Consider the following 24,580-nt stretch of genomic DNA (forward strand, 5'->3'; position numbering starts at 1 on the left):
CTCCTCCGGATGGGCTCAGCCCATGATCTTGGCGGCCCCGAACCCGCCGTCCACTAGCGCGCCCCGGCTGAACCGGTCGGGCGCGAACTGCGCCAGGCCGGGATCGGCCGGCGCCCCGGTCAGCAGGTCCGCGACGTGCCGTCCGAGGGCGGGCGCCCACTTGAAGCCGTGTCCGGCGGTCCCCGCGACCACCGCGACGTTCTCGGTCACGTAACCGATCAACGGTTGCCAGTCGGGCGCGACGTCGTACAGGCCGGTGTAGCCGCCGGCGGCGGCCGAGTCGATGAGCTGCGGCATCCGCGCGACGGCGGCCTCGGTGACGCGGAGCGCTTCGGCGGGTGCCAGTTCCTCGTCGAAGTCGTCCGGATCCGCCTCGTCCTCCGGCCACAGCGTGCCCAGCAGGAAGCCGGTCCGCTGGTCGGGCTTGGCGTAGACGCCGTCGGGCATCGATGCCCAGACGTACGGCACCGGGGCGGCCTCGCCCCAGCCGTAGGTCGCGATGATGTGACGCTCGGCGCGCAGCGGGAGCCGGACGCCGATGCCGGCGAGTAACGGACCGGTCCACGGGCCGGCGGCCACCAGCAGCCGGTCCGCCTTGATCGGGTCGCCGGCGTCCGTGCGCAGCAGCACGCCGGTCCCGTCGGTCTCGACGGCCATCACGCGCGTGCCCTGGCGCACCTCCGCGCCGAGCCGCTGGGCCCTGGCCAGCATGCCCAGCGTGGTCCCGGCGGGGTCGGCGTACCCGGCGTCGCGCTCCCACACGCCCCACCCGAGGCCGTCCAGGGCGAAGTGCGCGAACTCGGCGGCCAGCCGCTCGCGGCCGAGCACCTCAGTGCTCGTGCCGATGGCGTTGAGCCTGGCGGCCGTATCATGGACCCGGTCGCCGTCCTCCTCGCCGTGCAGGAACAGCGCGCCCGTGGTGCGGAAACCGGCCCGGCCGCCGTGCGTCCAGTCGGTGAAGTGCTGGAACAGCTCGATGGACTCGCGGGTCGTCCGGGCGAGGAAGTCGTTGACGTAGTAGCCGCGCACGACGGCACTCGACCGGCCCGTGGGGCCGCCCGCGGGCGTGCCCCTCTCCAGCACCACGACGCGGGCGCCGCGTTCGGCCAGGTGGATCGCGGCCGACGCGCCGTGCACTCCAGCCCCGATGATGGCCACGTCTTGCTTCATCTCCGCAACGCTAGAGAGCGCCCGGCGGCCTGTCACACGACGAATGTCGCCTTGTTCGCCGGGTGTGTTCGTCGTTTGTCGGGCGCGTCGGCGGGCGGGCGCTTCCTAGCCTGGCTCGCATGACCATGACGATCCTGGTCCCGGTTAAGGACGTACCCGCCGAGCTCCGGCTGAGGGGCGGCACCCTGACTCGCGAGGGACTGTCGCATCGGCTCGACACCGTGAACGAGGTGGCCCTGGAATGGGCGCTGCGCCTGACGGACGCCCGCGTGTGCGTGGCGACGATGGGCCCCGCCTCCGCGGTCAGCGCGCTGCGCCAGGCGCTGGCGCTGGGCGCGGGCGAGGCTTTTCTGATCAGCGACGACGCACTCGCGGGCGCCGACGTGCGGACCACGGCCCGCGCCCTGGCCGCGCTGGCCCGAGTGATCGGCGCCGACGTTGTGGCCTGCGGCTACGAGAGCGCCGACGGTTCGTCGGGCGCGGTGCCGGGGGCGCTGGCCGCCTGCCTCGGCCGGCCGCTGGTGAGCGGGGCGGCCGAGGCGGAGTTCGGCGAGGGCGTGTTGACGGCGCTGCGCGACACCGGATCGGGGTCCGAGCGGGTCACCGTACGCCCGCCCGCGGTCCTGTCCTTCGTCGACGGCGCACTCGAACCGCGCCGCCCCAGGCTCCGGGACGTCCTCGCGGCCAGGTCCGCCTCGCCTCGCGTGTTCAGCGCGGCCGACCTGGGGCTCGACGTGCCCGCGCCGGCCGTCGCCGACGCGGGGGTGCACGCGCGGCCCCTCGAACGCGGCGAGACCCGCGTGCTCGGGCTCGACGAGGCGGTGCCGGAGCTGCTGACCCTCCTGGCCGGGACGGACCGCCGCGATGGCTGACCTCGTCGCGGTCGTGGCGTGGGACGCGGCCACGGCCCGTGCGCTGCTCGACGTCGCGCCGGAGGGCCCGCCCCGGATGGCCGTCCTGCTCGGGGACACCGGCCCGGCGGGCGACCTCCTCGCGGATCGGGTCGTCCTCGCCCCGGAGGTCACCGGAACGGATCCCGCGTCCGTGGGGCCGCCCCTGGCGTCCCTGATCCCGGACGCGGCCGTGGTACTGCTCGACTGCACACGACCGGGCAGGGACCTGGGCGGATGGCTGTCGGTCACGCTCGACGCGCCGCTGGTCTCGGGGATCGAGGCGATGCGCGCCGAACCCGGCGGGCTGGCCTGCGACCGCCGGGTGCTCGACGGCGGCCACGTCCTGACCCAGCGCGTCCGTCCCGGGGGCCGTGTGATCGTCCTGGCCAGGGTGGCGGCACGCCCGCAGGTCGCGGAGGCGGGTAAGCTGCGCTCCGCACCCGTCGTGGAGGTCAGCGCGGAACGTTCCACGCCCTCCGCGCTGACGGCGACCGCGCTGCCCACGCCGCCGGGCATGGTGCCCCTGGCCGGTGCCCGCACGATCGTCAGCGTCGGCCGCGGCGTCGGCGGCGCCGCCGAGATCGACCGCTACCGGAGGCTGGCGGAGCGGACCGGGGCCGCGCTCGGCGCCTCGCGGGCCGCCGTGGACAGCGGCTGGGTGGCCTTCGGCCACCAGGTCGGGCAGACGGGCGCGAGCGTGGCCCCCGACCTCTACCTCGCCTTCGGCATCTCCGGCGCCGTCCAGCACCTGGCCGGCATGCGCGCCAGCCGCCGGGTGGTCGCGGTCAACACCGACCCGGAGGCGCCGATCTGCCGCATGGCCCATCTCGTCGTGGTCGCGGACGCGAACGCGGTCGCCGACGAACTGCTGAGGAGGCTCGATGGCTCCCCTGAATGACCCGTACTGGCTCCCGGACGGGGATTCCTTCTGCTATCTCGAAGGCTCCCGCCTGGTCCGGGTCCTCCCGGCCACGGGGGAGATCACCCGCGAGGAGTTCGCCGACGGCGACCACGGGCTTCGGCTGGACCCGCAGTCCGGCCGCCTGGCCGACGCGTCCGAGCAGGTCATCACCGCGCGGACGCTCGGTCTCGGCGCGCTGGCCGGAGACCCGCCGGTCACCGAGATCCTGAGCCCCGACCGCCGTCTCGCGCTGGGCGTGTCGGGCCATGACCTGTGCCTGCGCCACACCCACGACGACCGCGTCGAACCGCTGACCGGCACCGGCACGGCGGACCTGCCCTGGGTGAGCGGCGGCGCCGCCTGGTCGCCCGACGGCACGCTGATCGCGGTCGTGCGGCTGGACCTGAGGGGCGTACGCCGGATGCCGGTCGTGCACTGGCTCGGCCCGTGGGAAGAGATCGACTGGGTGCCCTACACCAGGACGGGCGGGCCGCTCCCGCAGATGCTCCCGCACGTCATCCATACCGGGGACGGCACCGCCCGCCCGGTGGACGTCGGCCCCGAACCGGACCAGTACGTCGCCTTCCTCGGCTTCCACGGCGGACGGCTGCGCCTGGTGACGATCAACCGGGCGCGCAACCGGCTCAGGTACTACGCCGCCGATCCGGACGGCCGCAGCGACCTGCTGCTGGAGGAACGCGTCGGCTCCTTCCTGCCGTCCGCCTTCGGCCTGGCGGCCGACGCCGTCGTACCGCTGCCCTCCGGGCGCTTCATCCTGCGGTCGGAGCGCTCGGGGCTCGCCGGTCTGTACCTCTACTCCGCCGACGGCGGCACCTGCACGCCGCTGACCGGGAAGCTCGGCCTGCCCGTCGCCGGGATCGACCTCGACTACGAGCCGATGACCCCCGAGACCCCCGCGCAGGGCGTGGTCGCCGTCGACGAGGCGGCGGACACGCTGTACTTCAAGGCCGCCGCCGACGACCGCAGGCCGTACGACACCCACCTCTACCGGGTCGGGCTCGACGGCGGCGGGCTGCGGCGGCTGACCGGCGGCGACGGCGTGCACGACATCACCTTCAGCCCGTCGCGCCGGTTCTACATCGACGTGCACTCCTCGACCGGGCAGCCGCCTGTGGCCCGCCTGCACACCGCCGAAGGCGCCCTGGTCGCGGTCCTGCGCGAGGACCCGCCCGATCCGGGGTGGCGGCCACCGGAGGAGTTCACCGCCACCGCGGCCGACGGACGTACCACGCTGCACGGCCTCGTCTACCTGCCATCGGACTTCGATCCCGCCGCGTCGTACCCGGTGGTGGACCTGCTGTACGGCGGGCCGCAGGAGACCTGGGTGCCGCGCCGCTGGGCGCAGACCAGGACGCCGCTGGTCCACGAACTGACCGGGCTCGGATTCGTCTGCGTGGTCGTGGACGCCCGGGGCACGCCCGGCCGCGGCAAGGAGTTCCACGACGTCGTGCACCGGCGCTTCGGCCGGCACGAGATCCCCGACCATGTGGCGGCCATCGGGCAGGCCGCGGCCACCCGCCCCTACATGGACCTGGACCGGGTCGGGGTCTTCGGGCACTCGTGGGGCGGCTACATGACCATCCGGGCGATGCTCACCGCCCCGGACTTCTACCACGCGGGGGTCGCCGGCATGCCCGTGGCCGACCTCGACGACCACCTGGCCATGGCGATCGAGCCGTACATGTCCCTGCCCAAGGACAACTCCGAGGGCTACCGGGCCGCCTCCAACCTCGGGCTCGTCGGCGACCTGCGCGGACGGCTGTGCGTGATCGCGGGCACCAGCGACGTGAACGCGCCCTTCTCCGCCACGGTCAAGCTCATCGACGCGCTCGTCCGCGCCGGAAAGCGGTACGACCTGGTGCTCATGCCAGAGGTGGACCACCACCCGCGCGGCGCCGCCCGCGCCTACTACGAGCGGGCCGTGACGACCTTCCTGCACGAACAGCTCAACTCCGAGAGGCGAAAAGCATGATCCTTCGCAGCCTCGTGGCACTCGGCTCCCTTGCCGGCATGCTGACCCCCGCGGCCGGCGCCGCCCCCACCGAGGGAATCTGGCGGACCGACGGCTACAGCATGGTGGTGTCGGCCGGCGACGGGAGGCTCCGGCTGTACGAGACGACCGCGACCGGCTGCGTCGCCGGTGACGTGGGCAAGGAGCAGGCCGAACGCGGCGTCTACACCCTGTCCGACGGCACCGTGCTGACCCTGCGCCCGGGCGCCCACGCCCGCCGGGCCAGGATGCTGGCAAGCGGCTCCTCCGGCGAGCGGGGGCTCATCCGCATCGGCGGCCTGCCGGCCGCCTGCGCGAAATCGCCGCCGTCCGACCCCGTGTCGGCCTTCGACATGTTCTGGCGGACCTTCGCGGAGAACTACCCGTTCTTCGCGAGCAAGGGCGTCGACTGGGCCGAGGTACGCGACCGCCACCGGCCCAAGGTCGGCCAGGACACCACACCCGACCAGCTCTTCACGATCTTCCGGGACATGATCGAGCCGCTGGGAGACGCGCACACCGCCGTCATCGCGGGGGAGCGGTTCTTCGCCGGGCTCCGGCCCGGGACCAGGGACACGACGGCCGCGTTCGGGCGGAAGGTCAAGGCCCACATCGACCGGCGCGACCTGGGCGGGCGCGGGCGCGACCACGCCTCCGGCCACCTGCGGTACGCGGACCTGCCCGGCGGCATCGGCTACCTGCGGGTCTCCTCGTTCTACGGGTACGCGACCGGCGACGACTTCGACTTCCTCGCGGACTCGGCGGTGCTGGCCAAGGCGCTGGACGGCATCTTCACCCCGGCCCGGATCCGCGCGCTGCGCGGCCTGATCGTGGACGTGCGGTTCAACCCGGGCGGCTTCGACATGCTCGGCCTGCAACTCGCGGCCCGGCTGACCGCCAAGCCGTACCTCGCCTACCACAAGCGGGCCCGCAACGACCCGGACGACCCGGCGAAGTTCACCCCGCCGCAGCGGATCACCGTGAAACCCGCCGCCACCGGATACACCGGCCCCGTCGCCCTCCTCACCGCCGACACGACGGTCAGCGCGGGGGAGACCTTCACCCAGGCGATGATGGAGCGGCCGGGCAGGACGGTACGGATCGGGCAGCCCACGCAGGGCGTCTTCTCCGACATCATGCAGCGCACACTGCCGAACGGGATGCAGCTCTGGGTGCCCAACGAGGAGTTCCTCACCAAGGCGGGCACGACCTACGACGGAGCCGGGGTGCCGCCCCACATCCGCACGCCGGTCTTCACCGAGGAGGAGTTCGCCGCCGACCGTGACTCGGCCTTCGACCGCGCGCTGCGCGTGCTGCGAGGCGGGCGATGAACCTCGGGAGCCTGCTGAGGAGCAGGGCCGAGACGGCCGGTGACCGTCCATTCCTGTGCTTCGGCGACAGGACGGTCACCGTCGGCGAGGTGGAGGAGCTGACGAACCGGCTGGCCAACGTACTGCGGGACCGTGGTGTACGGCGGGGCGACCGAGTCGCGGTCATGCTGCCGAACGGCATCGAGTTCCCCGTCGCCTGGCTGGCCATCGCCAAGCTCGGTGCCATCATGGTGCCGATCAACACCGGCAGTCGCAGCGCGGACCTGTCCCACCTGATCGGCGACTCCGAACCCGTGCTGGCCCTGGCCGGGACGCCGGAGTCCGCCGCCGCGCTGCTGGCCGCGGGCGCCGGGCAGGCCGGCCTGCTGGGCGCGGCGGCCCCCTGCGACCTGCCGCACGTCTTCGACGCCGACGCGGCGATCGCCGCCGCCCCGGCCGCCTTTGAGCTGCCCGGCATCGGACCGGACGACCTGGTGAACCTGCAGTACACCTCGGGCACGACCGGCTTTCCGAAGGGCTGCATGCTGACCCATGGGTACTGGCTGAGGATCGCCGAACTCACGATGAGGCACCTGGGCGTCGGCGAGGACGACGTCGACCTCACCGCCCAGCCCTTCTCCTACATGGACCCCCAGTGGAACACGATCCTCTGCCTGATGGCCGGGATCCCCCTGGTGATCATGCCGCGCTTCTCCGCCTCCGCCTTCTGGCCGACGGTGCGCGAGCACGGCGTCACCTTCTTCTACCTGCTCGGCACCATGCCCACCTACCTGCTGAAACAGCCTCCCTCTCCGCTGGACTTCTACCACAGGGTCCGGGTCGTGCTCTGCTCGGGCATCGTCCCCGAGTTGCACGCCGCCTTCGAGGCGCGGTGGGGAGTGCCGTGGCGTGAGGCGTACGGCATGACCGAGACCGGCGTGGACCTGTGGGTCCCGCTGGACGACGCCGAGAGCGTCGGCAGCGGCGTCATCGGCGTGCCCGTGGAGGGAAAGCAGGTCAGGCTGGTCGACGGGGAACTGGCCGTCAGGGGCGTCCCGATGATGACCGGCTACTGGAACGACCCGGAGGCGACGGCCAGGACCATCAGGGACGGCTGGCTGCACACCGGAGACCTGGCCGCCCGCGACGACCGGGGCTTCTATCGCCTCGTCGGCCGCCGCAAGGACATGATCAGGCGCAGCGGCGAGAACATCGCGGCCGCGGAGGTCGAGGCCGTGCTCGTCCGGCATCCCGCCGTGCGGGCCGCGGCGGTCGTCGCGGTGCCCGACGCGGTACGCGGCGAGGAGGTCAAGGCATTCGTCCAGGCCGGCCAGGACACCGACCCGGCGGAACTGGCGGGGTTCGTACGCGAGCGGCTGGCGGCCTTCAAGGTCCCCCGCTACGTCGAATTCGTCGAGGAGTTCCCGCTGACGCCCTCGGCGCGCGTCGCCAAGCATCTGCTGCGCACCCGCCCGGAGAACGAACACGACTTGAATCAGGAGCAGAGGTGAACGACCTGCGGCTCACCCGCGAAGGTGTCGCGATGGTGATCGGCCTGGACCGGCCGGAGACGCTCAACGCCCTGCGCCGGCGCACTTTGGCCGGCCTGCGCGAGGCCCTGGAGGAGGCCGAGCACGACGACCGTGTGCGCGTGGTCGTCCTGACGGGCACGGGCCGGGCCTTCTCCTCCGGCGTCGACCTGACAGAAGCCGAAGCGCACCTGACGACGGCGGGCGCGGAGGAGATCGCGGCCTGGATCGGTGAGTTCCAGGACCTCACCCGGCAGGCGGCCGGCCACTCCAAGATCATCATCGCCGCCGTCAACGGCCTGGCGGTCGGAGCGGGCGCCGAGCTCGCCATCGCCTGCGACCTGCGGCTCGCCGCCGGTACCGCCGCCTTCGCCTTCCCCGAGGCGCGCCGCGGGCTCTACCCGACCAACGGGGTGCTCTACCACCTGCCCCGGCTGGTCGGGCAGGGCCTGGCCGCCGACCTGCTCCTGACGGGCAGGAAACTCGGTGCGGCCGACGCCCTCGCCGCCGGGCTGGTCAGCCGCGTCGTCGAGGCGGAAGACCTGCTCCCCACCACGCTGGCGTTCGCCGAGACGATCGGATCCGCCGCCCGCACGCCCATCGCGCTGATCAAGCGGCATCTGCGCGGAAGCTGGGATCTCGACCTCGAACAGGTCCTCGCGCTGGAGACCGAGGGCCTGCTGGAATGCCTGCGCGCCACGGATCTCCTGCCCAGGCTGACGATCGGGAGCGACCGATGAGATGGTACTGCCGTCCCGCCGCCCGCTCATGGACCTGCGCGCCCGCGCCGGACGAGGTGGCGGCCTTCCATGCGAGCCTGCCCGGGTACGCGCCCACGCCGCTGGTCGAACTCCCGTCCCTGGCCGGCGAGCTGGGCGTCGGCCGGGTGTTCGTCAAGGACGAGTCCTTCCGCCTGGGGCTTCCGGCGTTCAAGATCCTTGGGGTGAGCTGGGCCCTGCACCGGGCCGAACCCGCGTCCGGGGTCAGGCTCGTCGCCGCCACCGACGGCAACCACGGCCGCGCGCTGGCCCGGGCCGCCCGGCTGCGCGGCCACGCCGCCACCATCTACACCCCTGACGGGGTCCATCCCGCCGCCGTCGCCGCCATCAGCGGCGAAGGCGCGACGGTAACCGCCGTCCGCGGCACCTACGACCAGGCCGTACTCCAGGCGGCGCGCGACGCCACCCGGCCCGCCACGCTCCTGGTGCAGGACACCGCCTGGCCCGGCTACGAGCGGATCCCGGCCTGGATCGTCGAGGGCTACTCGACGATGTTCGCCGAGATCGACCGGCAGCTCGAACTGGTGCACGCTGCTCCGCCCGCACTGGTCGCCGTCCCGGTCGGCGTGGGCTCGCTCGCCCAGGCCGCGGTCACCCACTACCGCAGCCGCCCCGACGGCCCCGCCCCGGCCCTGCTCTCTGTGGAGCCCGTCGCCGCGGCCTGCCTGCTGGAAAGCCTCACCCGGCGCCGGCAGATCACCCTGGTGACGGGCCGGACGTCCATGGCCGGACTCAACTGCGGCACCCCATCCGCCCTGGCCTGGCCGTACCTGCGCGGTGGACTCGACGCCGCGATCACCGTGACGGACGCGGCCGCCGCCGTCGCGGCGGGAAAGCTGGCCGCGCTCGGCGTCTCCTCCGGGCCGTGCGGCGCCGCCGCCCTCGCCGGAGCCCGCGCGGCCCTGACCGAACACCGGGACGCCCTGCCCGTCGGCCCGGACTCCACCCTCGTCCTCATCAGCACCGAGGGCAGGGCCGCCAATCCCGCATAGCCGGCGGCGGCTGTCCATGGGCGTACGGCTCAGAAGATGATCTCCCAGCCGGGACCGGTGCCACAGCCCCACACCAGGAGGGAGGTGCCGGTCCACACGGCCGTCGCGCCACCGCAACGGCGGAGGGTGTCCCGGTCCACCTGCACCTTCCGGGAGGCGACCAGGTAGCGGGCGAGGCCGAAGGAGGTCACCGCGAGCGGCCCGGCGGGAGTCCAGAAGAGCGAGTCGCCACCGGCCGGCCCGGCGCGGCCGGGACGAACGGGGCCGGACATGCCGTCGGCGTCCAGGACATCGGGGTCCGCCTCCACCCGGTCGTCCTCGAGAACGGGCTCGGCCCCGGGCGGGTCGTCACGGCCCGCCCGGGGGTCCGGATCGACCCGGTAGAGCCTGCCACCGTCCTCCCGCTCGATGAGCACCCACACCATGGAGCCGTCGAAGGCCGCGCCCAGGCCGACGGGCCGCCGGCACGGCACGTAGTACAGCTCATCGAGTTCGGCCGTCGCCGGTGTCAGGACGCCGAACGCGAAGCCGGGAGTGGTGCCCGGGGCCTGGACGGCGGTGACGACGATGATCCGCTCGCCCGCGACGACCAGGTCACGGACGGGCTCGCCACCGTCCAGCACGACGGTCCGCCAGCGGTCCCGGGCGGTGTCGTAGACCAGGATGACGTTCCCCCGGGCGACCACCATATGGCCGGGGAGGCCCACCGCCCGGATCTCCTGCGGCATGGACGGCACGGGTGCCTTGGAGATCGTGCGCCAGGTACCGGTCACCGGGTCGTAGCGGGCGCCGTCGGCGAGCGGTGCGGCGTTTCCCTGCGCCGGTTCGGGCGTGCCGCCCCAGACGATCATCTCCTTTCCCGTCCAGACGGCGGCATGGTGGCTGCGGGGCCGGATGGGCGCGGGCGGCAGGGGAGTCCAGGTCATGCGGGCGGGGTCGTAGACGGCGCCGTCACCCAGCGCCCGCCGGCCGTCGTCCCCGCCCCAGACGATCAGCTTGCCGCCCGTCCAGACGGCCGTGTGATGGCCGCGCGCCACCAGCCCGGCCTCCGGCAGCGGCCTGACCCCACGCGGACGGAACCCCTCGGGCCCGGTCAAGACCCCGGCCGCGGCGAGGAGTACGGCGCACACGATGACGAGCCGGCTCCAACGGCACAGCATGCGCGCAGAAGCTACCAGGGCACGGGCCACGCGACCACGGCCACGGCGGCTTCGGGCGCAGCCGAACCGCGGGCCCGGAATCGGCGCGCGCCGTCACTTCGCGCGGATCTTCAGCACGGCCCCGTCCTTGTTGACGGCAACGGCTCGGATGGTCACCTCGGCGCCGTTCCCGTCTGCGAAGGTCCCGCGTCCGCCGGCGGCCATGCTGATCTCCCCCACGGCACCGTCGGCGTCGTGGTTGCGCACCGTGGCCTTGTCCTCCGTCAGCGACACACGCAGCGTCCATCCGCGGACCACGAGACGCGTCTGCTTCTTCACCAGGATCTCGCAGGTCCCGTCCTTGCAGGCACCGACGTTCGTGCCGTCCGCGGCCCTCGGCAGCGGTTTGGGCGGAGCGCACCCGGGTGCGAGGCGGTAGGCGGCCGACAGCTCCGGCTCGGCGGCGGTCACCGCGGCCAGGCCGGGCCGGGGTGTCTCCAGGGACGCGATCAGCCTGCCGACGCGCTCGGCCCGGTCGGCCGAGCCGTCCATGGGGTCGGCGAGCTCGCCGGGATCGTTCAGCCCGGTCACCCCGAGGTGGACCCTCTCGATCTCCTTGGCCAGGTCGTCGTGCAGCCGGTCCGCGGGGGCGATGCCCAACGGCCGCACCTCGCCGACCTTTTTCGCGACCTCATCGAGGGACGACGACATTTCCGACAGGTAACCCATGGCCGTGAAGTCGGGTCCGATCAGCGCGTCCTCGGGTGGATCCGCGATGTCCGCGACTTCGTGGGCGCTGTTCTTCTTCATCGTCGCGAGGAGCTTCGTGACCTGACACATGCGATCGGCCCACTTCACCGACGCCTGCCTCGGTACGGCGGGCTTCGGCGCGGCGGATGTCGAGGTGCCAGGCGTGGCCCTCGCTGAACCGCCGCCGCCCGCCGCCCCCGAGGAACACCCACCGGCGACCAGCGCGAACCCGGCCGCCAGCACGACGACGCGCCCCATCCTCATCTTCACCGGCACCGCCCCTTCTGCCCACCGCTTCGGCCCAGCCACCCGACATCATCCGGCCGAACCTCCAGGACCCCTCCCGGCGAGCCCGGCCGGCTACCGGCAGCACGGCGATCGACCGCCGGCATGCCAGGCACAGACCCAGCATCCGCCGATCCGGGGGAGGAGGGAACGGCTTCGCTGGGACGATCAGTGGGTGATCGACGATGAGATCCGGTTCGACTGCCGGCGACATGACGACAGCGGCATGCTCATGATCGTTCCCCACATCGGCGGAGTACCGCTCACCGAGCTGATCGACAGGTTCGAGATCACGGCCGGGATGCGGCCCGCAGGCGACGCCTACGGCGGCCTGATCCCGCGCTCCTTCCGGTTCGGCCCGATGCCGGACCACTTCCTCGGACGGTCCGCCGACGCGACGGGGCCGAAGAAACCCGTCCTCGGCTGTAAATGCGGTGATTGGGGGTGCTGGCCGCTCATGGCCCGCATCACCGCGACGGCCGACCTCGTGACCTGGGACTCCTTCGAGCAACCCCACCGCAGGACCCGCGACTATACGGCTTTCGGCCCGTTCCGGTTCGACCGTCACCGATACGATGACGCCCTGCGCGCACTGAACCTCTTTTAACCGGTCGCTTGGACCAGGTCAGGGGCGCCTCCACCGGACTCGGCCCCGGGCACGGTAGCCCGGCAGGACGCCTGGTCATGCGGGCACGGAACCCCACTTACCACCCCTGACCAAGGAACTTGAGGTTGAAAAAGGTTCACTGAACGAGGCGATCAGCCTCAACGCTGGGGAGCGCCCGTAGGAAACCCGCCGGCGTGTCGGCCGCCTGGGCACCGCGGCTGATCGCGCCGTGGTCCAGTGCTCACTTACGGTCGTGGAAGACCCCGTGCTCTGAGGGACCGAGGCGTGGGCGAGCGCCGCTGGAGACCTGCGGCCCGATGATGCCGTCGTACACATTGACCGGCGGTCACGCGTGTCGGCATCGTAGACGCGGGGAAGTAGTCGCCGTGCGGGTCGCCGGAGCACGGCGCCGGTGGCGAACGACCGCACGCCCGAGGGTGCCGGCCGGCCGACTAGTGCGGTGTCCGGCATGGCGAACGCGTCGGCCCGGCCATCGCGGGTGTGGAGGCCGCGGCCATGGGTCCGCGGCCGACCAGCAGCCGCACCTGCCGTCCGGCGGAGACCAGAGCGGCGTAGTCGGTCGGCATGCCGCCGCGCTCACCGGACGTTCTACTCGCCCGCTCGGCTTCGCCCGGTGTTTCGCATGCGTCGTGTCCGCCCACCGCTCCAGCACCGGTCTCCCCCACGCGGAGGGGGCGGGCAATACCTCAGAAGGAGATGTGCATTTATACCGTGGAACGATGCATATCGGCGCCCCGGCCGTTAGCGTTCCGTTATGAGCGACATGGGATCGAACAGCAGGATGCCCCGATGAGGGCCGTACCGCGGACCCTCGCCGGAGTGGCCGCGCTGGCAGCGGTGGCGACCGCGGGGGTCATCTACTACCACGGCCGCGATCCCGGCCCCGAACCCACCGCTCAGTCGGAGCGCACCAGCTCGATCTACAACCTGGCCGGCGACCGCGTCGCCGTGGAGACCGACGGTCAGGTGCGCATCTCGGTGGTCACCCGGGGGGCCACCCGTCAGGTCAACGTCGCGCGGACGCTCCAATGGACGGGGCAGCGGCACCACGAGGAGTCGTGGAAGGACGACAGACTACGGGTCTCCTTCGACTGTGACCAGGACTGCTCGGCCGCCTACGTCGTGGAGGTGCCGGACGGGACCCAGGTGACGGTGAACGGCACTCCTGCCTAGTACCGGCTCTGTGCTGGATGAACTCACCCGCTGGGTCGCCGCTGACCTGCGTGATCACGTGGTCGAACAACCCAGGGACCCAGGCGAGACCGGGCTCGTCAAGCCCCAAAGGCCACTCGCTAAAACCCCTCATGAAGAAGATCTGTGCCATGGCCGCCGCAGGCCCCGGGGCGCCCACAGACGTCCCGGGGCCCGGCCGAACCCGCCTCGATCACGTCATGACGAAAGAACGACGGTCCGCCGCGCGCTCCCGATGCTCACTTCGGCGCTCGGCCGATGGAGGGGCAGAGGGTCTTCCACAACATGGCGTTGGTGGCCTGGAGTTCCCTGCCGGTGCGCGGAGTGTAGGAGATCGACGCCTGGCGCCGGCCGTTCGCCAGGTGGAAGGACATCGTCTGGTACCCGTAGGCCGTGCCGGTGTGCCCGATGGCGAGGCCGCAGGGGGTGGGCATCAATCCAAGGCCCATGCCGTACTCCTTGCCGGTGGTCATCAGGCGCACGAGGGCGGGCCGGACCAGACGGCCGGTCGCCAGGGCGTGGAAGAAGCGGTTGAGGTCGGCGTCGGTGGAGATCAGATTTCCTGAACCGGCGGCGACGGTCATGTTGTAGGCACTGATGTCAACCGGTTCGCCGTCCGAACCGTTCAGGTACCCGTGCAGGTATCGGCCCTTGATGGCCGGGCGGCTCCCGGGCACCTCGGTGTCCTTCAGGCCGAGCGGGCGGACGATGCGCCGGTGGATCTCCGTACCGAAGTCGCGGCCGGTCACCCGATTGATGATCATGCCGAGCAGGACGTAGTTGGTGTTGGAGTAGACCTGCTGCGCACCCGGCTCGAACGGTCGCGGGTGGCGTCGTGCCAGGGCGATGAGTTCCGCTGGCCGCCAGGTGCGGTGGCGGTTGGCCAGCGCGCCGCCGGGCGGCTCGCCCTCCGGCAGGTACTCAGGGACACCGGCGGTGTGCGTGAGCAGTTGGCGAACGGTGATCTTGTCCGCCCGCTCCACCTTGTCCTCGCCCACGCCCAGCAGGTCGCCCACGGTGTCGTCGAGCCGGAGCCTGCGCTCCGCCACCAACTGCAGCACGACCGTCGCCACGAACGACTTGACGACGCTGCCTGCGCGGAAGCGTTCCTTCCCGGTCGGGGTCACCTGCCGGCCCAGCCGTACCGAGCCGGCCGAACCACGCCACACCCGGCCCTCCAGCCGTACCTCGGCGATCACTCCGACGGCCCCCGCCGCGCGGATCGCGTCCAGGCCCTTCTGCAGCCGCGCGTCATCCGAGGCGGCGGACGCGGCGGCCGGGGACACGGTCGCCGCGGTGGCCAGCGCCAGCGCCGCGCAGAGCAGTCCCCGGAGGATCTTCTTCTCTCGTGCATCTCTCACCTGATCGACGCTAGATGCGCGACCGGCCCTGCCGTTCCGCCCATGGAAGGATTCGGCACACCCCCGCATGGCCGGTCCCCCTCACCCCGGCGGAGGAGCGAGGGACGTTTCCACAGCGCGGCGGGGTGTGCCGAAACAAACCCGTAGCAGGAAACGCTCCGGGCCGGGGAAATGGCGCTCAGCGCCACCGCAAAAGACGAATCAGCCGATGCCACGGCGATGTACCTCGCGCTGCCTTGCGGCCGGATCGGCCATGAGAACGATCGCGCCGGATGGGCGGATCGAACGTGACGCGAGCGGCGAACCCACCGGCCGTCCGTACGACGCCGCGATCTACCTGCTGTTCAGGTTCGCCCCACCGCTCAACATGGAACAGTACGTCGAAGGGACGGCTGCGCCGGCCGACCTGAACGCCCAGGGCGTGACGACCTTTCTCGACGCCAAGGCGAGCGAACCGGTCTACCAGGTGTACCGGAAAGCGGCGGACGCGGGCCGGTGGCCGCTCCAGCCCGCGCAGCGGCTGTCGCGGATCGCGGCCCTGCGCGCGATCACCATCGACGGGGGCGCACCAGCTTCGCCTGGATCACGTGACCGGCTCACTCGAACGGAGCACGTTCGCCGATCTGATCGTGCTGAACCGCGACGTGCCGAGGGTCCCGGCCGAACAGATCGCCGGGACCCGGGTGCTGCTGACCCTAGTGGGCGGGAAGACCGTCCGGCGGCTTCCCTTCAACGGCCGGTGGCAGGGATCGGACCCGGCGGTAGCCCACCGGCCGGCGACGGCTCCGAACAACAGCTGATGGAGCCGGTTGGGGGCGTTCGCCGTCCGGTGACACGGTGTTCCTCGTCCGTCCCGGCTCAGCGGTCCACGCTGATCGGTGGGATGCCGCTCAGGCAGGTGAGCGGGCCGGGGCCGCCCGAGGTGACGAAGGCGGCGATCATGCCCCGGACGCAGCCCGACGGCTCGACGAACGGCAGATGCCCTGTGTTGGGCACGCTCACGAAAATGGCGCGCCGGAACCGGGCGGACACCTTGCGGGCGTCGCTGGAGGGCGTGTTGGCGTCCAGGTCGCCGTTGAGGACGAGCACCGGTACATCGGGCAGCGCGCCGTCGGCGGCCTGGCCGCCGTCCCGAGTGCGGGGCCAGCCGAGGCAGAAGTCGCCGAACGCGTAGCGGGCCGACGCCGCCGCCTCCGGGCTGAGCACCGCTCCGTCGCCCTGCGCGGCCAGAGCGGCCTTGAGCTGCTTCACCCGGCGTGGCATCGGGGCGCTCTTGGACCAGGCCGCCGGGAAGTCGTTGCAGGCGATCGCCATCGACAGCGCCTCGGTGAACGAGCTCGGACCCCGTTCCGTCTCGCCGACGGCCTCGGTGAGGCGGGCGTAGTCGCCGCGTGCGGCGTCCCTCAGGATGGCGGGGAACCTGCCGAGCAGGGTCCGCGCGCCCGGGCGCCCGCCCACTCCCGCACTGGCGTTCTGGAAGAGCAGACCGGCCAGCTTGTCCTCGGTGAACGTCACCTTGTTGTCCAGCACCACCGGCTGCCGGCGCAGCTTGGCGGCGAAGGTCCGCAGGTCCCGCACGGTGGCGTCCCCGTCACAGGAGCCGCTGCGCCGGCAGATGGCGCGCAGCACGCCGGGCACCGCCTTCGCGCTTGGGCGCTGAAGCACGTCCAGATCCTCGGGCAGCACACCTGAGAGCACGATCGATTTGACGCTCGCCGGATGCCGCCGGGCGTAGACCTGCATCAGGTAGCTGCCATAGGAGCCGCCCACGAGGTCGACCCGGCCGACGCCGAGCCGCTTTCTGACCGCGTCCAGGTCGTCGGCGGTGGCCGCCGAGGTGTAACCGGCGGCGCGGGCCCCGAGCCGCTTTCCGCACCGTCCGACGACATCGATCAGCCACTCACGCGACTTGAGCAGGCTCAGCGGCTCCGCGCCGCAGGAGAGGGGGCCAGAGGCCCCGACCCCTCGCGGATCGACGAGCAGCAGGTCGTGGCGGTCGAGCAGCGAGCCGGTCAGGCCCGCGAAGAAGCCGGTCAGGGAGATGGACGACAATCCCGGCCCGCCGGGCACTCCCAAGATCGTCCCGCTCGCGGGGCGGTCAAGGGCACTTCGGCGCACCAGCGCGTAGCCGACCGGAGTGGTGCCCAGCTTGGGCCGTCCCGCGACCAGTGGGCGCGTGATCGTCCCGCATTCGACCTGGTGACCTGGAATCTGAGGGCACCAGGGGAGCGGCTGGGCGGTGGCCGGCGCGGTGAGCGTGGACGCCATCATGATCGCGGCGGCGAGGGAGGTGAACATTCATCAGAGCCTAGGTACGCTCTTGTCGCCCACCCTCCTACGCGAGGAGCATTCCCCCTCCTCCGCAAGGGGGGGCCTGCCCGCGGCACTCCCGGTGGAGGGGCCTCCTCCTTCCCGCCGTGCCCCACGGCACCCACCGATCGGCGGGGGTGCAAACTCCGTCGCCGAGGCGTCGGCCGACGGCAGGCTCGCCGGAAAGGGGGCGGCGGGTTCACGGCCCGCGACGGACAAGGCGGCAAGATCCCTACGGATGCGCGCTACCGCGCCGGCTCGCAGACCGAGCACATGGTCGCCGTCGTGGTGATGTACCTGGTCAGGGAGGGAAAGATCGACAAGTCCCTGTGGGACACGCCCCGCTATGAGCCGATCGACATGGTGAAGCCGTCGCGAAGGCCAAGAGCACCGGGGCCCCGGTGAGCGTTACGGCTACTCCGACACCAACTGCACATCGCTCGGCATGGTCCGCACCTACCAGCCCGAGGACGCCGGGATCAGGGGCCCGCACCGAAGGCTCCACGGGGAGGCTGCGCGAGTACACCGACAACGACCCGGCCCACACCTGGGCCGCGGGCAGCGTCATCTCCCTACGCCGCCTTCACCGGCGGTAAGCCGCTCACCCCCGCCGAGACCGCCGAAAATCAACCCGCCGGGACAGCCGGAGCCGAGTTCGCCGCCGGTCCAGCCGGGCACGTGTGCCGTGGCGGGCGCCTACATCGGCAGTCGGTACGGGTACGCCGCCGCGACATACGTGACCGCCGACGGGCGAAGGCGACCGCCCGGCGTCCGTGACCTTCAGCGGCGACGACCAGCACCGGTACGACTTCCTCGAAAAGCAAGCGGCCAAGGCCGCACAGCGCATCCTCCGCCCCTGACCGCGGCAAACGCACGGCCGTGGGCCGAACTAGAATTCCCCCATCATCCATGAGCGTCCCCCGGACATCGGACGCATGGATGCCACAGGGGAAGTGACATGCAGGGCTTGGTGTGGTGGTCGGCTTCGCCGGTCGCGCTCGCGATGGTCTATTTCCTGGCTCGCCACCACACCGCCGGTATCGCCGCGGCGGTTGCCGGTGCGGTCGCCGGGGCGAACGCGGTCGTCGCGGGCGCGGTCGGCTGGTCGGGCCGTGAGGTCGTGGGCGCCGCACTGGTCGCGGCCGGTCTCGCAGCGGTCGCCTGGGCGCTCGGCCGCTGGCGGAGGCGCCGCCTCACCAGCCGTACCGCCGCCGTGATCCACTGGGGTGCGCGGTCCAGGTTCGCCCGTTTCGCGGCCCGCCTCGAACGCCACCGGCTGGCGGCCGGACTGCACGACACGAGCGCCCATCGATTCACCGCGATCGCGGTCGGCTCGACCGCCGCCCTGCGGCTCGCCGACCCGGTGATGAAGGCACGGGCCCTCGGCCACGCCGCGGCGGAAGGCAGGGCCGCCGCGGCCGAACTGGCCCACCTGGCCGGATGCGATGATCCCTCTGAACCGGCGGCCACAGGAGACCTGAGCGAGATCGACGCGCTGATGTCGACCTGGCCGCCGCACAGGATCACCTACCGGCGCACGGCCGGGGCCACCGAAGCGTCGCCGCAGACCGCGTCGGTCGCCTTCCGGGTGGTACGCGAGTCGCTGACCAACGCCTTCAAACACGCGCCGGCGTCCTCCATAGACGTCAGGGTGGAGACGAAGTCGGGACACCTGGTCGCGACGGTCGCCGACCACGCGCCGGCCCTGGGCCCCGGAGAGCGGGGAGACCACGGCGACGGCGTACGGGCCCACGGCGAGCCGGAGCACACCGCGCAGGCGCGGGGCGGGCGGGGGCTGGCAGGGCTCGCGGGTGCGGTGGGCGAGTGCGGGGGTTCGTTGACGGCGGGGCCTACCGGGGCGGGGTGGACCGTTCGGGCCGCGCTTCCGCTGACGCCCGGCGCGGGCCTCCCGGCCTCGATCCGCCTGGGCGGGTGGCGGGGAAGGCGGGCCACCGATCTCGCGCTCGTACTGCTGGCCGTGGCCCTCAGCGCCGGGGTGGCCCTGCTCCCGCCGGAGAATCCGCCGCTCACCCCCGCCCAGGTGGTGACGCTGGTGCCGCTGTTCGTGCTCCACGCGCTGCCGCTGGCCTGGCGGCACCGCGCCCCCGCCGTGAGCCTGGCGGCCGCCGTGGCCGTCTGCCCCCTGCTGCTGGCGGCGTGGCGGATCACCGGCGCCTTCCAGCCGCCCGGCAACCTGTTCCTGTTGTGCGGATGGGTCGAACTGGTCCTGCTCTACGCGGTCGGCGTACGCCATAGGGCCCGTACCTGGCCGCTGCCCCTCGCCCTGATCGCGGCGAGCGGCGTCCTCCTCGGCGCGCTCGCCGTTCTGCCCGCCGCGGCCTGGGCGCTGGGGGTCGTGGCCGGGACCGGGCGCGAGCGGCGTCGGCGGGCCGCCGTCGAGCGCGACGCGCGGTTCGCCGCCCAGACCCGCGCGGCGCTTCTGGCCGAACGCGAGCGGATCGCCGCGGGGCTTCGCTCCACGGTGTTGCGGCGGGCGGACGAAGTGGTCGCCGCCGCGGATGAAGGGCGGCTGGACGCCGTACTGGCCGCCGCTCGCGCCGGGCTCACCGGTCTGAGAGAGTTGCTCGACGGGTTGGGGTCACAGGACGATGCCGATCCGCCGCCGACACTGGAGGCGCTGGCGGTGCTCGGCATCCGAAGCATCGTTTTCGTACGGTACGAAGGAGACCGCCGCCCCGTTCATCCGGCAGTAGAGGTGATCGCGTTCTTCGCAGGCCGCGAGCTGATGCGCCACGCGGCCGGGCAGGATGCGACGGTCACGGTTTCCTACCTGCGGAGTGGAGTGATGGTGTCTGGCACGGCGGACGGCGCGACGCGGCGGCGGCTGCTCGCGCTGGCCGACGCCGCAGGTGGCGAAGTGTCCGCGGACGGCGCGGCCGTGCGGGTGTGGCTGCCGGAGGCGGGGCTCGCGTGATCGACATCCTGGTCGCCGACGACGAGGCGGTGGTACGGGCGGGCATCTCGGCGATCCTGGACGCCGAGCCGGACCTCACCGTGGTCGGGCAGGCGGCCGACGGTCACCAGGCGATCGAGCTGATCACCGCGCTGCGCCCGGCCGTCGCGCTGATGGACCTCAAGATGCCAGGGGTGGACGGCATCCGCGCCACCGCCGAGGTCGCGGCTCTCGTGCCGGAGACCCGCGTGGTCGTGCTCAGCAGCTTCGGCATGGACGACCACGTGTTCGCCGCGCTGCGCGCGGGCGCGGTGGGCTTCCTGCTCAAGGACGCCGAGCCGGAACGGCTGCTGGACGCCGTCCGGCTCGCCGCCGCCGGTCAGGCCGCGCTGGCGCCGTCCGTCGCCAAACGCCTGGTCGAGTACGTCGCCGCGGAGGATCCGGTCGACTCGGACATCTTCCAGCGGCTCACCCGCCGTGAGGCGGAGGTGCTCCAGCACCTCGCGCGCGGCCTCTCGAACGCCGAGATCGGCGCCGCGCTCGGCATCGGCCAGGCGACGGTCAAGGACCACGTGGCCATGATCCTCGCCAAACTCGGCGTCCGTGACCGGCTGCACGCCACCATCGCCGCCTACGAGGCCGGCGTGGTCCGCCCGAGGCGGAACCGCTCCTAGGCAGGATGGCCGCGAAGTCCTCCACCGAGGTCTCGGTGATGGGCTTGCTGAGCTCATGGAGATCCTTTCAGCGCTGGCGGGCCGGGCGTACGACGATCTCGTTCACGTCGACGTCGGCCGGTTGGGAGAGGGCATAGGCGACCGCGTCGGCGATGGCCCAGGGGGCGATGGCGTGGGCGCGGTAGGCGCGCATGGCCTCGGCCGCGGTGGGATCGGTGATGGAATCGGCCAGCTCGGAGGTGACGACCCCGGGCGAGATGGTGGTGACCCGGATCGAGGGGTCGCTCTCCAGGCGCAGGCCTTCGGTGATCGCCCACGCCGCGTACTTGGTGGCGCAGTAGACGGCGGCCGTGGGGGAGACCTGGTGCGCGCCGATGCTCGCGATCGTGACGAAGTGGCCCGACCCCTGGGCCTCGAAGCGGGGCAGGACCGCGGCGATGCCGTACAGGAGCCCGCGGACGTTGACGTCGATCATCCGGTCCCACTCCTGGACCAGCCCGGCGCCGAGCCGCGACAGCGGCATGACCCCGGCGTTGCCGATCAGGACGTCGACACGTCCGAAGCGGTCCTGGGCCTCCTGGACGAACGCCTCGACGGACGCCCGTTCGGTCACGTCCAGGCCCACCGGGTGCAGGCCGGGCCCTGCCTGTTCGGCCAGTTCCTTGAGGCGGTCGATGCGGCGGGCGCCCGCGACCACCTGATGTCCCTGACGGACGAGGCGGGCGGCGACGGCCTGGCCGATGCCGCTGCTGGCTCCGGTCACGAGAACGATCTTTCGGTTGTCCATGCCGTCGACACTGGCCGAGCCCGGACGGCTGCGGCAGGCCGCGCTCCTCATGGGAGTAACGCACCCAGGAAGACCACCCGAATCCCGGCCTACCATGGCGGAATGACACGTTCCGACCTCGGCGCCTACCTCACCGCCCGGCGGGCCCAGGTCACGCCGGATGAGGCGGGACTGCCCAAGAGCGGTGGCCATCGCCGCGTCCCGGGGCTGCGGCGCGAGGAGGTGGCGCTCTTGGCGGGGGTCAGCGCCGACTACTACGTCCGTCTGGAGCAGGGCCGCGAACGCACGCCGTCGGCACAGGTGGCCGAGGCGCTCTCAGCCGCGCTGCGCCTTGACGAGGACGGCCGCCTGCACCTGTTCCGGCTCGCCGGTCTCAGCCCGCGGGCCCGGTTCGCCGCCGGGGTGACCGACCGCGTCGATCCCGGTCTTCTGCAACTGATGGACGCCTGGCCCGGCAATCCGGCCATCGTCTACAACCGCGCCTACGACGTGCTCGCCTCGAACGTCCTCGCCGACGCGCTCTTCCACGACTGGTCGCACTCGCGCAATCTGATGCGCGTCGTCTTCACCGACCCGGCCGCCCGCTCGTTCTACCGGGACTGGTACGAGGTCGCGAGCAACTCGGTCGCCGGATTCCGGCTGGGCCACGGCCAGGCCCCACAGGACCCGCGCGTACGCCGGGTGCTCACCGAACTGCTCGACCAGAGCCAGGAGTTCGCCGCCCTGTGGGCTCGCCACGACGCCCGGGGCAAGGCCCTCGAACGCAAACGCTTCGCCCACCCCGCTGTCGGCCCGCTCACCCTGACGATGCAGACCTTCGACATCCGCTCCAGCCCCGGCCAGGAACTCGTCGTCTACCACGCCGAGCCGGCCTCCCCCAGCAGCGAGGCGCTCAGCCTTCTCGGCACGCTCGCCGCCACCTCCCGCACCCACTGACCCCACGCGGCCTGCGCCGTTTCCGCGGGTCCCGCTCGGACACGATTGGGTAACGGCCGCCTCCGCGTGGCCTGCGATTATCACGAACGGTCGCCTTGACAGGACGGTTGCCGGCCGGACGAGTGGGCGGGGTCGTGCCTGATGAGCCGCCCGCCGTCGCCCCGCAGGACGTCCGGTCGCTCCCCGCGCCCGCCACCTCCCGCGATCCTTGACGAGACCTGCCGCGTATGGGTTCATCCTCCTGAGCTCCCCTTCCGCGGCCTCGTGCGCAAAGGCCGCTTCGAGCTGCACGGATACGACGGAGGCCCTGGTCATCGCCGCGGCGATGCACCGTGCGAGACGCCCTCCGAGTACGGCTGAGCCATGTGGTCCTGCCTCTTCCCTGTGTCTGGAGGTTTCGTGAACCGCGATCCCTTAACCCGCCGAACGTTCGTGAACCTGGTCGGCCGCGCGGGCGGCGCCGGAGCCGCGTACGGAACGTTGACGGCCATGGGGCTGCTGCCCGTGCCGCCGCCCTACGCCGGTCCGCCGAAGCTCGCGCAACAGGGCGGCGGCAACGGCGTCAAGGTCGCCGTGATCGGTGCCGGCATCTCCGGCATGGTGGCCGCCCTCGAACTGTCGGCCGCCCACTACGAGGTGCGGGTCTTCGAGGCGCAGGACCGGGTGGGGGGCCGGAACAGGACGTACCGGGGCGGGGACGTCATCAACGAGACCGGTTCGACCCAGCGCGTCACCTGGGATCGCGACCCGGACCTGTACTTCAACGCGGGCCCCTCGCGGCTGCCCCACCACCACAAGGCGATCCTCGGCTACTGCCGCGACCTGGGCGTTCCCCTGCAGGTGATGGTCAACGAGAACCGTCACGCCTTCCTGCACGACGCCGCCGCGTTCGGCGGGCGGCCGGAGCACGCCCGCCGGGTGGTCAACGATACGCGAGGGGCGGTGGCGGAGCTGGCGGCGCGTGCCATCGGCGCCGGCCTGGACCAGCGGCTCTCGGAAGAGGACCTGGCCATCGTGCGCGACTTCGTCCGGGCCTATGGCGAACTCGATGCGAGCTACCGGTATCGCGGATCGTCCAAGGCCGGATACGCCGAGCCGCCGGGAGGCCCCACGCCGGGCCGGCCCCTCGAACCGCTCGACCTGGTCGACATCGCCAAGGGCGGAATGCTGCCGTTGGCCATGCTGTTCGGCGACATATACGAGATGCAGGCGCCGATCTTGGAGCCGACCGGTGGCATGGACGCCATCGCCCGCGCCTTCTACCGGCGGACCCGGCGGTTCATCACGCTGAACGCGCAGGTCACCCAGCTCCGCAGGCTGGGGTCCGGCGCCCGGGTGACCTGGCGTGACCGTACCACCCAGCGGGTGCGGACCTGGGACGCCGACCACGTGATCGTGACCGTCCCCCTGACGGTCGTCGGCGCCATCGACACCGACTTCTCGCCAAAGGTGAAAGCGGCCGTGGACGTGGGCGCCGGCGGCTACCAGCACGCCGTCAAGGTCGCGTTCGAGGCCAAGCGGCGCTGGTGGGAAGAGGACTACGGGATCTACGGCGGCATCTCCTGGACCTCGCGGGACATCACCCAGATGTGGTACCCCAGCGCGGGCATCCACGGACGCAAGGGCATCCTGCTCGGCGCCTACTTCTGGCTCGGGGGCCGCGGACCCGTCTACTCCGCGATGACGCCGGAGCAACGCGTCGCCGTGGCATTGGCCGACGGCGAGGCCCTGTTCCCCGGCTACCGCGATCTCGTCCATCGTCCGGCAACGGTCGCGTGGAAGAACGTGCCGTTCCAGGGTGGTGCATGGTCCGCGTGGGACGAGGACACGCGCCGCGACGCCTATTCGGTGCTCCTGCCGCCTGACGGGCCGTACTGGTTCGCGGGCGAGCACATGAGCCACCTCAACTCCTGGCAGGAAGGCGCCATCCGGGCCACGCACCACGTACTCGAACGCATCCAGGAACGCGTCAGCGCCCAGCGCACCGGCTCCGACCCCGACTGAGTTCTCCCACGCCCCG

Annotated in this window: 21 protein-coding genes and 1 pseudogene; 15 read left to right on the plus strand and 7 right to left on the minus strand. The window is 72.3% G+C overall.

From position 1 onward, the window contains the following. Positions 1-15 precede the first annotated feature (15 nt). Positions 16-1,170 (minus strand): NAD(P)/FAD-dependent oxidoreductase, encoded by a 1,155-nt coding sequence (locus DP939_RS15895; protein ID WP_113981460.1) that lies wholly within the window; start codon positions 1,168-1,170, stop codon positions 16-18. Positions 1,171-1,289: 119 nt separating this feature from the next. Between DP939_RS15895 and DP939_RS15900 the strand changes: the two genes are divergently transcribed. From DP939_RS15900 to DP939_RS15930, 7 genes are read left to right on the plus strand one after another with little or no spacing between them, the layout of a single operon-like run. Then, positions 1,290-2,042 (plus strand): electron transfer flavoprotein subunit beta/FixA family protein, encoded by a 753-nt coding sequence (locus tag DP939_RS15900; protein WP_113981461.1) that lies wholly within the window; start codon positions 1,290-1,292, stop codon positions 2,040-2,042. Further along, complete coding sequence (locus tag DP939_RS46970) at positions 2,035-2,961, plus strand: electron transfer flavoprotein subunit alpha/FixB family protein (RefSeq protein WP_113981462.1); 927 nt, start codon at positions 2,035-2,037, stop codon at positions 2,959-2,961. Before DP939_RS15900 ends, DP939_RS46970 begins: the two co-directional genes overlap by 8 nt. Next, complete coding sequence (locus DP939_RS15910; RefSeq protein WP_113981463.1) at positions 2,945-4,957, plus strand: S9 family peptidase; 2,013 nt, start codon at positions 2,945-2,947, stop codon at positions 4,955-4,957. Before DP939_RS46970 ends, DP939_RS15910 begins: the two co-directional genes overlap by 17 nt. Then, entirely contained in the window at positions 4,954-6,306 is a 1,353-nt protein-coding gene (locus DP939_RS15915; protein ID WP_113981464.1) for a S41 family peptidase, read from the plus strand. The genes DP939_RS15910 and DP939_RS15915 overlap by 4 nt, the downstream gene beginning before the upstream one ends. Further along, a complete protein-coding gene (locus DP939_RS15920; protein WP_113981465.1) occupies positions 6,303-7,796 on the plus strand; it encodes an AMP-binding protein in 1,494 nt (497 codons plus the stop codon). The genes DP939_RS15915 and DP939_RS15920 overlap by 4 nt, the downstream gene beginning before the upstream one ends. After that, positions 7,793-8,554, plus strand: coding sequence for an enoyl-CoA hydratase/isomerase family protein (locus DP939_RS15925; protein WP_113981466.1), 762 nt, complete (start codon positions 7,793-7,795; stop codon positions 8,552-8,554). The genes DP939_RS15920 and DP939_RS15925 overlap by 4 nt, the downstream gene beginning before the upstream one ends. Continuing rightward, positions 8,551-9,585 (plus strand): pyridoxal-phosphate dependent enzyme, encoded by a 1,035-nt coding sequence (locus DP939_RS15930; RefSeq protein ID WP_199565190.1) that lies wholly within the window; start codon positions 8,551-8,553, stop codon positions 9,583-9,585. The genes DP939_RS15925 and DP939_RS15930 overlap by 4 nt, the downstream gene beginning before the upstream one ends. 29 nt (positions 9,586-9,614) lie before the next feature. Here DP939_RS15930 and DP939_RS15935 read toward each other — a convergent pair whose 3' ends face one another. After that, the gene (locus DP939_RS15935) at positions 9,615-10,745 is read right to left on the minus strand and encodes a Kelch repeat-containing protein (protein ID WP_113981468.1); all 1,131 of its coding nucleotides are present in this window, start codon (positions 10,743-10,745) and stop codon (positions 9,615-9,617) included. Between the two features lie 93 nt (positions 10,746-10,838). Further along, positions 10,839-11,744: a hypothetical protein gene (locus DP939_RS15940; RefSeq protein WP_147268010.1), complete on the minus strand. Its 906-nt coding sequence runs from the start codon at positions 11,742-11,744 to the stop codon at positions 10,839-10,841. A gap of 190 nt (positions 11,745-11,934) precedes the next feature. On the opposite strand from DP939_RS15940, the gene DP939_RS15945 reads away from it, so the two are divergent. Then, positions 11,935-12,366 carry a hypothetical protein gene (locus DP939_RS15945; RefSeq protein WP_113981470.1) on the plus strand — a complete coding sequence of 144 codons (432 nt, stop codon included), beginning with the start codon at positions 11,935-11,937 and terminating at the stop codon, positions 12,364-12,366. Between the two features lie 452 nt (positions 12,367-12,818). Here DP939_RS15945 and DP939_RS48695 read toward each other — a convergent pair whose 3' ends face one another. Further along, on the minus strand, positions 12,819-12,953 hold the full coding sequence (locus DP939_RS48695) for a hypothetical protein (protein WP_263972321.1): 135 nt from the start codon (positions 12,951-12,953) through the stop codon (positions 12,819-12,821). Between the two features lie 223 nt (positions 12,954-13,176). Here DP939_RS48695 and DP939_RS15950 point away from each other — a divergent pair, with 223 nt between their 5' ends. Next, positions 13,177-13,560 carry a hypothetical protein gene (locus DP939_RS15950; RefSeq protein WP_113981471.1) on the plus strand — a complete coding sequence of 128 codons (384 nt, stop codon included), beginning with the start codon at positions 13,177-13,179 and terminating at the stop codon, positions 13,558-13,560. A 257-nt stretch (positions 13,561-13,817) separates the two neighbouring features. Here the strand turns inward: DP939_RS15950 and DP939_RS15955 are convergent, their stop codons facing one another. Continuing rightward, positions 13,818-14,939: a serine hydrolase domain-containing protein gene (locus DP939_RS15955; RefSeq protein WP_158578589.1), complete on the minus strand. Its 1,122-nt coding sequence runs from the start codon at positions 14,937-14,939 to the stop codon at positions 13,818-13,820. A gap of 569 nt (positions 14,940-15,508) precedes the next feature. Between DP939_RS15955 and DP939_RS15960 the strand changes: the two are divergent. Beyond that, positions 15,509-15,739: pseudogene (locus DP939_RS15960) on the plus strand (amidohydrolase family protein); the annotation flags it as partial. A gap of 58 nt (positions 15,740-15,797) precedes the next feature. On the opposite strand, the gene DP939_RS15965 reads toward DP939_RS15960, so the two are convergent. Then, entirely contained in the window at positions 15,798-17,237 is a 1,440-nt protein-coding gene (locus DP939_RS15965; RefSeq protein WP_113981474.1) for an alpha/beta fold hydrolase, read from the minus strand. Positions 17,238-17,522: 285 nt separating this feature from the next. Here DP939_RS15965 and DP939_RS48700 point away from each other — a divergent pair, with 285 nt between their 5' ends. The 3 genes from DP939_RS48700 to DP939_RS15975 all read left to right on the plus strand — a co-directional run bounded on the left by DP939_RS48700 (position 17,523) and on the right by DP939_RS15975 (position 20,837). Beyond that, positions 17,523-17,654: a hypothetical protein gene (locus DP939_RS48700; protein WP_263972322.1), complete on the plus strand. Its 132-nt coding sequence runs from the start codon at positions 17,523-17,525 to the stop codon at positions 17,652-17,654. Positions 17,655-18,207: 553 nt separating this feature from the next. Beyond that, on the plus strand, positions 18,208-20,184 hold the full coding sequence (locus DP939_RS15970) for a sensor histidine kinase (protein WP_113981475.1): 1,977 nt from the start codon (positions 18,208-18,210) through the stop codon (positions 20,182-20,184). After that, positions 20,181-20,837 carry a response regulator gene (locus tag DP939_RS15975; RefSeq protein ID WP_199565191.1) on the plus strand — a complete coding sequence of 219 codons (657 nt, stop codon included), beginning with the start codon at positions 20,181-20,183 and terminating at the stop codon, positions 20,835-20,837. Before DP939_RS15970 ends, DP939_RS15975 begins: the two co-directional genes overlap by 4 nt. Positions 20,838-20,904: 67 nt before the next feature. Here the strand turns inward: DP939_RS15975 and DP939_RS15980 are convergent, their stop codons facing one another. Next, a complete protein-coding gene (locus DP939_RS15980; protein ID WP_113981543.1) occupies positions 20,905-21,624 on the minus strand; it encodes an SDR family oxidoreductase in 720 nt (239 codons plus the stop codon). 102 nt (positions 21,625-21,726) lie between these two features. Between DP939_RS15980 and DP939_RS15985 the strand changes: the two genes are divergently transcribed. Together DP939_RS15985 and DP939_RS15990 are read left to right on the plus strand one after the other, a co-directional pair. Beyond that, a complete protein-coding gene (locus DP939_RS15985) occupies positions 21,727-22,560 on the plus strand; it encodes a helix-turn-helix domain-containing protein (RefSeq protein ID WP_113981476.1) in 834 nt (277 codons plus the stop codon). Positions 22,561-22,959: 399 nt separating this feature from the next. Beyond that, positions 22,960-24,564: a flavin monoamine oxidase family protein gene (locus DP939_RS15990; protein ID WP_158578591.1), complete on the plus strand. Its 1,605-nt coding sequence runs from the start codon at positions 22,960-22,962 to the stop codon at positions 24,562-24,564. The last annotated feature ends 16 nt before the right edge of the window (positions 24,565-24,580 follow it).

Source organism: Spongiactinospora rosea, assembly GCF_003315795.1.
GTDB classification, from domain to species: Bacteria; Actinomycetota; Actinomycetes; order Streptosporangiales; family Streptosporangiaceae; genus Spongiactinospora; species Spongiactinospora rosea.

Excerpts from the sequence above, each read along its gene's own strand:
- DP939_RS15910 (WP_113981463.1), top strand. The coding sequence starts at position 2,945 with ATGGCTCCCCTGAATGACCCGTACTGGCTCCCGGACGGGGATTCCTTC.
- DP939_RS15950 (WP_113981471.1), top strand. The coding sequence starts at position 13,177 with ATGAGGGCCGTACCGCGGACCCTCGCCGGAGTGGCCGCGCTGGCAGCG.
- DP939_RS15935 (WP_113981468.1), bottom strand. The coding sequence starts at position 10,745 with ATGCTGTGCCGTTGGAGCCGGCTCGTCATCGTGTGCGCCGTACTCCTC.
- DP939_RS15895 (WP_113981460.1), bottom strand. The coding sequence starts at position 1,170 with ATGAAGCAAGACGTGGCCATCATCGGGGCTGGAGTGCACGGCGCGTCG.
- DP939_RS15920 (WP_113981465.1), top strand. The coding sequence starts at position 6,303 with ATGAACCTCGGGAGCCTGCTGAGGAGCAGGGCCGAGACGGCCGGTGAC.
- DP939_RS15930 (WP_199565190.1), top strand. The coding sequence starts at position 8,551 with ATGAGATGGTACTGCCGTCCCGCCGCCCGCTCATGGACCTGCGCGCCC.
- DP939_RS15900 (WP_113981461.1), top strand. The coding sequence starts at position 1,290 with ATGACCATGACGATCCTGGTCCCGGTTAAGGACGTACCCGCCGAGCTC.
- DP939_RS15970 (WP_113981475.1), top strand. The coding sequence starts at position 18,208 with ATGCAGGGCTTGGTGTGGTGGTCGGCTTCGCCGGTCGCGCTCGCGATG.
- DP939_RS15965 (WP_113981474.1), bottom strand. The coding sequence starts at position 17,237 with ATGTTCACCTCCCTCGCCGCCGCGATCATGATGGCGTCCACGCTCACC.
- DP939_RS48695 (WP_263972321.1), bottom strand. The coding sequence starts at position 12,953 with ATGCCGACCGACTACGCCGCTCTGGTCTCCGCCGGACGGCAGGTGCGG.
- DP939_RS15980 (WP_113981543.1), bottom strand. The coding sequence starts at position 21,624 with ATGGACAACCGAAAGATCGTTCTCGTGACCGGAGCCAGCAGCGGCATC.
- DP939_RS46970 (WP_113981462.1), top strand. The coding sequence starts at position 2,035 with ATGGCTGACCTCGTCGCGGTCGTGGCGTGGGACGCGGCCACGGCCCGT.
- DP939_RS15985 (WP_113981476.1), top strand. The coding sequence starts at position 21,727 with ATGACACGTTCCGACCTCGGCGCCTACCTCACCGCCCGGCGGGCCCAG.
- DP939_RS15915 (WP_113981464.1), top strand. The coding sequence starts at position 4,954 with ATGATCCTTCGCAGCCTCGTGGCACTCGGCTCCCTTGCCGGCATGCTG.
- DP939_RS48700 (WP_263972322.1), top strand. The coding sequence starts at position 17,523 with ATGGTCGCCGTCGTGGTGATGTACCTGGTCAGGGAGGGAAAGATCGAC.